Below are 10,197 nucleotides of genomic sequence, written 5' to 3'. Positions count from 1 at the left end.
CTCTTGGGTGAACCTGTTGAGAGACCGAACTTTATGGGAGATGGTGAACAGGACCGAGTAGAAAACGAGATTATAGATTTACATACTGTTGTCGATGCGGACTCCAGTCAGATTGAAGCTATAGAGATGGTAAAGACCGGCAAGAGTTTTGTGCTTCAGGGACCTCCCGGAACCGGCAAGTCACAGACTATCACAAACATTATTGCAGAGTGTCTCCATGATGGTAAGAAGGTTCTTTTTGTATCAGAGAAACTTGCAGCGCTTAGTGTTGTATATGACAAATTGAAGCAGGCAGGTCTGGAGGAATTTTGTCTAGAGCTTCACAGTCATAAAGCAAATAAGAAAGAAGTTATCAATGAACTTTGTAAGACCTTAAGAGCTGACAGGAGCGCTGTGTCGTCGAGGGCAGATGCTGAGGTTCAGGCAAAGGCAAAATTGCAGAAGCAGTTGGATGCATATGCAGAGGAACTTCACAAACCTATTCCTGTGATAAACAGGTCGTTGTATCAGCTCTATGATGCTCATTCAGCGCATAGGAAAGCTCCTGATTTAGATTTTGCACTGAATGATATAGCTAAAAAGGATGAAGCCTATCTTAACGAGGCAATAAATCTCCTCGGACAGTATGAAGAATACGTGTCGACAATTGGCCAGGATTATCGAAAAAATGAGTGGTTTGGATATAGGAGTGATAAGGCTACCTATGAAGCTCAAAATAAGTTGAAACAGGATCTTCAGATTATCAGTAAGGGATTTAGAGATGTGATATCCGAAGCTGATGGTATTAATGATGAGTATTCTTTGAAGATGAACACCCTTTCTGAAGTCGGAAGGGTTATTCAGTTACTCAATATTCTTTCAGCGTCGGTCTTCTTGCGTCCGGTTATGCTAACTGCTGAGAATATCAATATTCTGTCTTCTTTTTCAAAGAACATGGCAGAATTATGCAGGCAGATAATATCTATCAGAGAGAAGCTTAATGGCTTTTTCGAGGAAGATATATATAAGCTTAATGGACAGGAGAACTATAACAAACTTATAAAGCTTTATGCCGGCTTTTTACCCAGAATATTTAGCGCAGATTATAAGAGTATGATAACCGATATCAGGTTGGCTTCCAAAACCGGAAAGAAACCGAGGTATGCTGAGGCCCAGGTTTACATGAGGGCTCTCATGGATTACCAAAGTTTAATGGGCAGGTTTGAGGAAGAAAAAACAAAGGTTGCAGGTCTTATAGATTCAGAGCTTTTAAGCGTAGATACTGACTGGTCTCAGCTTGATTCAGAATTGAATTTGATTGGAAGGTGCTTTGGAAGTGGTACAAGCTGTGGAAATATCGCTATCATGGATGATGAAATTTTCGCATCATCCAAGCCGGTATTTGGTAGTCATGCAAATGCCATGGCAGGGGCTATGAACTCATTTACGGAAGTTTTGTCAGGACTTCAGAATGATTTCGATTCTAATTATGTATCCTTTGAATCAATGACATTATCTTCACTGCTTGCAAAGATTGAACAGTGCCTGAGTTCATTTGATAAAGTGGGTAACTGGATCAGATTTTATATTCTGTTAAAGCAGTTAGAGGAAAGAGATTTGCTTTCGTACGTTAACTACGCTATTGATAATAATATCAAACAGGATCAGATTGTAACTGCATATCAGAGACTGTTTTATAAACAGTGGATCAATCATGTGATTTACGAAAAGCCGATTTTTGCAAACTTTACACGTATAGTGCAGGATAAGGTTGTAGAGCAGTTTTCCCAAAAAGATCGGTTACAGTTTGAAATTAGCAAAGCTCAGATTAAGGCTGAACTGTCAGCTAAGCGTCCATCCTTAGATATGATGGCCGGAGGAAGTGAAGTATCTATACTTCTAAGAGAAGGAGAAAAGAAACGTAAACAGAAGAGCATTAGAAAGCTTTTGGGTGAGATCGGAAATCTTGTTCAGGTAATTAAGCCTTGTTTTCTCATGTCTCCGCTTAGTGTGAGCACTTTCCTTAGTGATAATGGTATTACTTTTGACACTGTAGTATTTGACGAGGCATCACAGATTTTCCCACAGGATGCCATAGGAGCTATATACAGAGGAAAACAGCTTATAGTAGTTGGTGATTCTAGACAGATGCCGCCCAGTAATTTCTTTAATTCAACAGTTGAACTTGATGGCGATGATGAGGAGACCGAAGATATTACAGATTTTGAGTCTATACTGGATCTTTGCTCTACATCATTCCCGCAACTTCGATTGAAATGGCACTATCGTAGTAGGTATGAACAGCTGATTGCCTTCTCAAATAAGAATTTTTACGACAATACGCTGGTAACATTTCCTTCATCAACGGTTGATCATGAAGGAATCGGTGTTGATTATTATCATGTGGATGGATTTTTTGATAGAAAAAGCCATACAAACATAAAAGAAGCTGAATTTATCGTAGATCTCATCTACAAGAATATTGATACTCATCCGAAGCGAAGCCTCGGTGTTGTTGCTTTTAGTAAGACGCAGCAGGATTTGATAGAGCGTTTGCTTTCTAAGAGGAGAGAGGAAGATTCTTCTAAGGAATGGTTTTTCAAACATGATGATGTGGCAAAAGAGCCTTTCTTTATCAAGAATCTTGAAACAGTTCAGGGTGATGAAAGAGATACTATCATATTCAGTGTTGCTTACGGTAAAGATTCTCAGGGAAGATTACTACATAACTTTGGACCACTGAATAAAGCCGGTGGTGAACGAAGACTTAATGTAGCTGTTACCCGTGCAAAAAAGAATGTTCAGCTTGTTTCTTCAATGCATGCAACAGATATTGATCTTGGACGTACTTCTGCAGAAGGCGCAAGGCTTCTCAGAGAATATCTGGATTACGCTGAGCACGGTGAAGTTGCTCTTGAGAGATCTATCTCAGTAAATCCGTTTGAGCAGTTTGATTCTGAATTTGAAATGGATGTGTGTGATTTCCTGCGTGATCATGGTTTTACTGTAGATACTCAGGTTGGATGTAGTGGATTTAGAATTGATCTTGGATTAAAAAAGCCGGACAGCTCTGACTATGTTTTGGCCATTGAATGTGATGGTGCTACATATCATTCTTCTAAGAATGCAAGGGATAGAGACAGGCTCCGTCAGGAAATTCTCGAGCGAATGGGTTGGAGATTTTATCGTATCTGGTCCACAGACTGGTTCAGAAATACTGCTGTAGAAAAAGAAAGACTTCTTAAAGCTGCTACAGAAGCAATACATCTTGGAAGATATGTTAAAGCGGAAGAAAGCACGCAGGAAGAGGAGGCGCCGGTTGTTTTTGAAAAGACAATAGCTCCTAAACATTTGGAGTTCCCGGAATATGTTGAGGCAGATGTAGATAGCTTGAGAAAGGAGCATTTATACGGCAATCAGCGCTTTGTAAAGAGTATTCTTGAAGTAGAGGCACCAATGTCTGAGGAATACCTTTTGAAGCGTATTTGCTTTATCTATGGTCGTGAGAAAGTAACAAGTGTTGTAAGACAGCAATTTACTTATGATATGAGAGGGTGTGACAGAAACGGAATCATACGTAGAAATGGATTCCTGTATCTTTCAGAGCAGAATTCGTTTATGCTCCGTGTTCCCGGCGCTAAGCGTGATATCAAATATATCGCTCCGGAGGAACTTGCAGCAGGCTTGCATGTACTGCTTAAACAGAATTACACGGCTGAAAAGGACGGTCTTTACAAGGCATTGGTAAGTCAGCTTGGATTCTCTCGTATGGGTGAGGCTATTTATGCAAAGCTTGATGAAGCACTGATGCTATTGAGGGATGTAACTATTGACGGAGATGTTATTTCTTTAAAGCAGGAATAATTGATTGCCGCCAAAGTAAGGAGATGGTTGTATGACTAAAGTCAGCAAATTGACCGGAACTCCTTGGCATGTTGAGAAATTGACTAGAAATGAGGGAGATGAAAGACGTCATAAGAGCCGATGCAAATATTACAGGAAAAAGGATTCATATTGTAAATATCAGTATATTGAATGCAGGGGATCCAGATATTGCAAGTATTACAAGACTAATGAGATTGAAGTTGCCGGTAAGATTGCGGATGATCCGACAAAGAAAAAAGAAGCTATCGAAAAAATTACTGATTCTGAAGGCAAAAAACTATACCCTATAGGATCAAAGGTACGCCATCAAAAGTTTGGAGATGGCTTCATTACGGATATATCAAATGGGCACGTTGCTATTGATTTTGAAAATGTAGGCGAGAAGATTCTGGGGTTGGATATATGTGTGGCAAAAGGATATCTGGAGATAATTGAGGTGGCTGCTATTTCTGAAAAAGAGAAAATTGAAGTAAGCGAAGTGGTTGCGGCCGGCGAGACTAAGATCAACCATCCTCAAAGTGATGAAAAGAGTCAGGATAAAGAGAGTAAATGGGGATGGCTTGGTAAATTGTTATCGGGTATATTTAAACGCAGAAAGTAAGGAAGAAATTGATAGAGACGGAATAATAAAAGGAGCCTGAAAAACATGGAGATATTAAAACGATTAGATAAGTATAAAAAGTTCTTGAACGTGTTGTTGGGAATATTTGGATTTGTAACTCTTGCATTTGGAGTTTTTACTGTGATTTTTACTTTTGTTTTTGCTGATGAAGAAGGATCGTTAAACATTCTTCTCAATGCATTAATAAATTGCGTTGGAGGAATTCTTTTTTTGGCTTTGGCAAGAAAAAAGGGAGATATTCCGTTTTCAACAATATCTTTTTTGAGCTTTGTGGAAAATGCATTGTTTTTTTGGGTTATCTTTATGTTTGCGGTGTCGGTATATTTTGACATAAATCTTTTTGATCTTAATAAAATATGGAGCTTTTATTGGATTAGCTTAGCTGTAGCTATAGCAATTTGGTTTGGAGAAAAATTTTTAAATAATAAGAAGAAATTGAATGAGGCAGAATTGATGAAATTGGATTTATACTCAACAGTAGCACTGCTTCTTTTTACTATAATTTGGGTTCTGTTTGATATTGATGAGATAAAATATGGGTTTGCTGTTATTATGGCAGAGTTTATGGTAATCCAAATATTGATTAAGCATGCTCAGATTATTCATAAAGAGATGATTAGTTGAAACGTTGTTATATTAATGCATTTATTCAGTGATGGACTTTTTGAGTAGTAATATAAATAAGCATTGGAATGGAGCAGTTTAAAGAAATGCCGGACAATATAGATGTTTTTACCCAAAACAGCATAAGAATCCGCAGCGACTTCGGTGTGATATATGTGGATCCTTTTCACATGAAGGAGGAGCCGCATGATGCGGATTATGTTTTGATAACGCATTCGCATTACGATCATTTTTCGATTGAGGATATCAGGAAGGTGATCAAAGCGGATACGCTTCTTGTTGTTCCTGAGAAGATGGAGGATGACGCCGGAGAGCTTAAGCCTGATGTAAAAGATATTGTGACGGTTAAGCCCGGCATTTACAAAGAGATAAACGGACTTGAGATGGAGACTGTTCCTGCTTACAACACGATAAAGCCGTTTCATCCAAAGCGCGCCGAGTGGGTTGGCTATATCCTTAGGGTTAACGGAAAGCGCATTTACATTGCGGGAGATACGGGAGCTACGAAAGAGGCAAGGCAGGTGAAGTGCGATATAGCTCTTTTGCCCATTGGAGGAACGTTTACCATGGATGCCAAGAGAGCTGCGGATCTTGCAAATACAATAAGGCCGGAATACGCCATTCCCGTCCACTACGGCGGACTTGTCGGGAAAAAGAGCGACGCTCAGACTTTTGCTTCGCTTGTAAAGAGCCCTGTGAAGGTTATTGAGAAGATGCAGTATTTTGATTGAGATAGGAGATTTTAGTTATGACTATGGACGAATTTCTTAAATTGGAATATGGATCTGTTGTTATAAGTAAAAGTAATCCTGAAGAGGAATATGAGATTATTGATACAGATGTGTTCGGAGAAAGTTACAGAGGGCGAGAACACTGTGTATTAGGCGCTAGAGGAAAAATATCTCATAGAGATATTCGGATAGATAGAGGTAATCTTAAATATTGGGATATCGCAAACTACAATATGTAAAAAGAGTTCTCAATGATAAAGAAAATCATTTTACATATTGAGTCACTAATAAAAAAGAACATCTTTAGATTATATTCTAATTGCATAGGAGGGTTCTTATGAAGTGTAAATCATGTGGTTCTAATTTGGGTTTTGGTGTGGCTTTTTGTCCTAAGTGCGGAGCTAAGGTTGAAGAATCAGCAAAGCCGGGAATAAAGATCAATGCTGATCAGATTAAAGAATTCTCATCCAATATATCTAAGAAAAGCAGTGAGGCTCTTAAGAAATCCAGTGCGGTTATTTCAGAGAAAGCAGTGGAAGTCAAAGATAAGGCTATGGAAGCTAAGGAAGATATTACCAATAAGCTGACAGAGCTTGATAGGATGCTTGAAAGCTCCATTACCGAATATAATGATGCCTACACTCTTATGAATGATAAAGGTATGCAATTATATGTCGAGAGATGCAGAGCCGTTGATTCAATCAATAACGTTGAACTCCTTGTCAACAGTATTGCTAATCATCCCAAGAGTTTTGATACAGATTTTGAAGAGATTAATGTCAATAGAAAGCAGTTCACAGATGCATGTGAGTTTGCAAAGAAAGAAGTAGATGCCGCTATTGATTTACACTTAAAATTGACCCGGGTTTAATACTTAAAACTGACCCACCCCAGATGGTGGATCGCGAGTATAAACCATTTCGATAATACACTGTGCCTTGAAAATTTAATACTTAGAATTGACCCACCTCTTTGAGGTTTTATAGAATTCTTTCCGTATGTAAAAACATATGGAAGGAGGAAAAGAGGTGAAAGATTTGGAAGACTGGGCGGCAGTACACAAGGTGTACAAACAGACAGGTTCCAAAAGAGCTACAGCAGATATCCTTGGGATAGCCAGAAATACGGTCAGACGTCTATTGGAAAAGACAGAACCTCCTGTCTATAACCGAACAGAATACAGCTCCAAGATTGATCCGTTCAAAGAACAGATCATCACCTGGAGATGTGACCCATTTAACTTCAATGGCACCAGGATATTCAGTGAATTACAGAAACGTGGCTACAAAGGCAGCATAGGACCGGTCTACTACTTTTTAAGAAGAGTGGATGAAGATGTCGGCGACAGTATCAGCAGCAAGGCAACGACAAGGCATGAGAGCCCTCCGGGTGACCAGGCTCAGTTTGATTGGAGTGAGTATCAGGTGCTTATAGCAGACAGATACATGACAGTATACTGCTTTTCCATGATACTAGCTGCATCAAGAAAGAAGGCGATATGTTTTTCTTTACGCGAAGATGCTGATGCTATTTACGAAGCTGTACAGGAATTGTTTGATGACCTGGGAGGAGTGACGCTGGAGCTTCTTATCGATAATCCCAAAGCGTTTGTTATAAAAAACAATCCAAAGTCAGAGGAAGAAATAAAGTACAATCCTCATGCATTAGCCATGGCTCTGCATCTCGGTGTTGAGCTAAACGCATGCCCATGCTACTGGCCACGTAAAAAAGGGAAAATCGAGAGGCCATTCAACTATATCGAAGAACAGTTCATAAAAGGCAACACTTTTGCAAGTATGGAGGATCTAAATTCCCGGGGAAAAGCTTTTATAAATGAGTGGTGCGATAAGAAACATTCCACCACCAAAAGAATTCCAAACCAGCATTACCTGCTGGAAGAAAAAGCGCTATTACAGCCGCTTCCTAAGGAACACTACTATGCAAACAGCAAGCTTAAGCGGAAAGTCAGTCCTGACAGTTATCTCAGTATTGACGGTAATAAATATAGTGTTCATGTCAGATATGTTGGAAAAACACTTTTCTACAGGCTGAATTATGGATTCAGGATCATGCTGTATGACTCGCAGGGACATTTCATAGAGCATCAGGAAATATCTTATGGCAAACATGAGATCCGCACTAATCCAGATCACTATGAGTCTATAGCAAAGAAGGTCTCAACTTCTGTTCCGCAGATAAGACGAGACTTCACTAACCGCTTCAGTAATGGTGCACGTTATCTTGAAGCAGCCGGTCGTAAGTTTGACCAGCCTACATTCCATGCCAGAAGAATAATGGAATTGCAAGATCTCTATGATGATGATACTCTGGACAGATTTATCGGTATAGCTGTTGATGAGGGAAAGATGGATATCAAGTCATTTAAGAAGATGCTCCGTGAGTACAACTCAGGAGAACGAAAAATCCCAAAGGATAACAATGCTGAATCCACAACCCTGATAATCGATGCAGCGCCTTCTTCTGAACTTACCAGAAACTGCAGCTACTATGAGAACTATGCGAAGGAGGTCCTGAATGCTTAATGACACAGAACACAAAAACGCATATATAGAAGCAAAGATGAAGCAGTTCAAGCTCGTAGATATGCGCACCCAATACAGAGACATCATCCAAGAAGCAGAACAGGAATCACTGGGATATATGGATTTTCTTTTAAGACTATTGGAACTTGAAGATAGTGGAAAGACAAGCCGTAGGACAGAGAAGCTTCTTGTTAAAGCCGGTTTTGATAGTGCATCTTCTCTTGAGGACATTGATTACAGTTTTAATCCGTCTCTTGATAAGGATAAGATTGATGAACTCGGAAGGCTTACATTCCTGGATAACCGTGAAAACATCATAATCATAGGACCACCCGGAGTTGGTAAGAGCATGATTGCTACAGGGATAGGTCGTAATGCCTGCAGAAAAGGAAGAAAAGTCCTTTTTGTTAATGCAAAAGAACTTGTCGACAGGCTTTATGACGAGATGCTTGCCGGGAATCTACAGCAGATGCTTGATAAACTGAACCGTATTGAACTTCTGATCATAGATGAACTTTCATACATAAAAATGGACAAAGAAAGAGAGAGCCTGTTTTTCCAGATCATTCGTCAACGATACGAAAAAAGCTCCCTCATTATCACCACTAATCTCCCAATGGGCAGATGGGATGAAGTATTTACCGGACAGCTTGCGGCAACTGCAATACTTGACCGCCTGCTGCATCACTGCCATGTGCTTAGTATAACGGGAGACAGTTACCGTGTCAAAGGGTCAAAAATAAGTGTTAAAAAACAGAAAGGTACAGAAAAATGAACTTAACAAGCGATAGGCAGCGATTCCTGCAGGATGAGCTGAATACATATGAAAAAACAACACGGATGAATGAAAATGAAAGAAACGCTCTTCATGAATGGGTTGCAGCTGGTAACAGTGTTCATGAGAATACATGTAATGCTGAAGATGGTCATGGAAACTACATTGATTTCCTTGACGTATACAGAGAAGAACAGGATATCCGTGATACTCTTAGCATACTGAGCGATGAGGATAAGGAAGAATATCTTGCCGAACTGAGAGGCGAAGACACTATTAAAAGCCTGAAAAAGCATCTAGACGAACTACTTTACAAAACAGATGTATATGAAAAGGTCCTCCAGAGACATAATCTCATTGAAGAGGCTGAAACTCTGATGGAAGAAGGTCGTGCTCTGTCCAGAGCGTTTGATGAATGGGCTGAAGCGGAAATGGGTAAGCTTCCGGAAGGAGAACTGTCATGGTTAAAATAAAAGATAAAAATCTCCCGGAACTTGCAGAAATATACAACAGTGGCGGAAAAGATGCTCTTTATCAAAAGCTCCGAGAGTCATTTGGAATAAAGTATCCGTGGTCAACTCTGGACAGGATGAAAAACATAGATTATCTGGGATATAACGAAGCTACAGACAGATTTTGTGCCGCACAATGTGAGAAAGCTGACGAAAGCCTATTTATGTCGATTGATGAGCTTTGTTCACCGGTAAAGCCACAGCATATATGCGAGGATAAAACAGAAAGGAACGCCCCTAAAGCAGAAGCAATGGAAAAGCTTGTTAAAGAGCTTATTGGGGACAGGCTTCTAGAACTTAGCAGATACGTTGTCATGGATACAATAAACAAGACAATGATCATAGACAAAACAGCACTTACCGATGCTGGATACACACTGGTAACTCATTAAAAGGTGGGTCAATTCACAGTGTAAAAATCGAGATTTATAAACAAAACTGACCCGCCTCCAAAATCACAATGACGGATCCAAGGGTGGGTCAGATTTAAGTATAAAAGTGGGTCAATTTTACTTGACAATCAACA

At 39.7% G+C, this 10,197-nt stretch carries 10 protein-coding genes; all 10 read left to right on the top strand.

Translation table 11 applies throughout. From position 1 onward, the window contains the following. The first annotated feature begins 33 nt into the window (after positions 1-33). The 10 genes from DL92_RS0114670 to DL92_RS0114625 all read left to right on the top strand — a co-directional run bounded on the left by DL92_RS0114670 (position 34) and on the right by DL92_RS0114625 (position 10,063). Complete coding sequence (locus tag DL92_RS0114670; protein ID WP_155841192.1) at positions 34-3,843, top strand: AAA domain-containing protein; 3,810 nt, start codon at positions 34-36, stop codon at positions 3,841-3,843. Positions 3,844-3,874: 31 nt separating this feature from the next. Beyond that, on the top strand, positions 3,875-4,465 hold the full coding sequence (locus DL92_RS0114665; RefSeq protein ID WP_026668141.1) for a hypothetical protein: 591 nt from the start codon (positions 3,875-3,877) through the stop codon (positions 4,463-4,465). A 45-nt stretch (positions 4,466-4,510) separates the two neighbouring features. Continuing rightward, the gene (locus DL92_RS0114660) at positions 4,511-5,110 is read left to right on the top strand and encodes a hypothetical protein (protein WP_026668140.1); all 600 of its coding nucleotides are present in this window, start codon (positions 4,511-4,513) and stop codon (positions 5,108-5,110) included. Positions 5,111-5,196: 86 nt separating this feature from the next. Beyond that, a complete protein-coding gene (locus tag DL92_RS0114655; protein WP_026668139.1) occupies positions 5,197-5,841 on the top strand; it encodes an MBL fold metallo-hydrolase in 645 nt (214 codons plus the stop codon). A gap of 17 nt (positions 5,842-5,858) precedes the next feature. Then, positions 5,859-6,080 (top strand): hypothetical protein, encoded by a 222-nt coding sequence (locus tag DL92_RS0114650; RefSeq protein WP_026668138.1) that lies wholly within the window; start codon positions 5,859-5,861, stop codon positions 6,078-6,080. A gap of 98 nt (positions 6,081-6,178) precedes the next feature. Next, entirely contained in the window at positions 6,179-6,712 is a 534-nt protein-coding gene (locus tag DL92_RS19545) for a zinc ribbon domain-containing protein (RefSeq protein WP_026668137.1), read from the top strand. Between the two features lie 157 nt (positions 6,713-6,869). Continuing rightward, positions 6,870-8,384, top strand: coding sequence for an IS21 family transposase (istA, locus tag DL92_RS0114640; protein WP_197027266.1), 1,515 nt, complete (start codon positions 6,870-6,872; stop codon positions 8,382-8,384). Next, positions 8,377-9,159 (top strand): IS21-like element helper ATPase IstB, encoded by a 783-nt coding sequence (gene istB / locus DL92_RS19540; protein WP_051625359.1) that lies wholly within the window; start codon positions 8,377-8,379, stop codon positions 9,157-9,159. Before istA ends, istB begins: the two co-directional genes overlap by 8 nt. Beyond that, positions 9,156-9,632 (top strand): hypothetical protein, encoded by a 477-nt coding sequence (locus DL92_RS0114630; protein ID WP_026668054.1) that lies wholly within the window; start codon positions 9,156-9,158, stop codon positions 9,630-9,632. The genes istB and DL92_RS0114630 overlap by 4 nt, the downstream gene beginning before the upstream one ends. After that, positions 9,620-10,063 (top strand): hypothetical protein, encoded by a 444-nt coding sequence (locus tag DL92_RS0114625; RefSeq protein WP_026668053.1) that lies wholly within the window; start codon positions 9,620-9,622, stop codon positions 10,061-10,063. Before DL92_RS0114630 ends, DL92_RS0114625 begins: the two co-directional genes overlap by 13 nt. The last annotated feature ends 134 nt before the right edge of the window (positions 10,064-10,197 follow it).

The organism is Butyrivibrio sp. AE2005 (assembly GCF_000686965.1).
Lineage (GTDB): Bacteria > Bacillota > Clostridia > Lachnospirales > Lachnospiraceae > Butyrivibrio > Butyrivibrio hungatei_A.
This window is presented reverse-complemented; position numbering and strand designations above follow the sequence as displayed.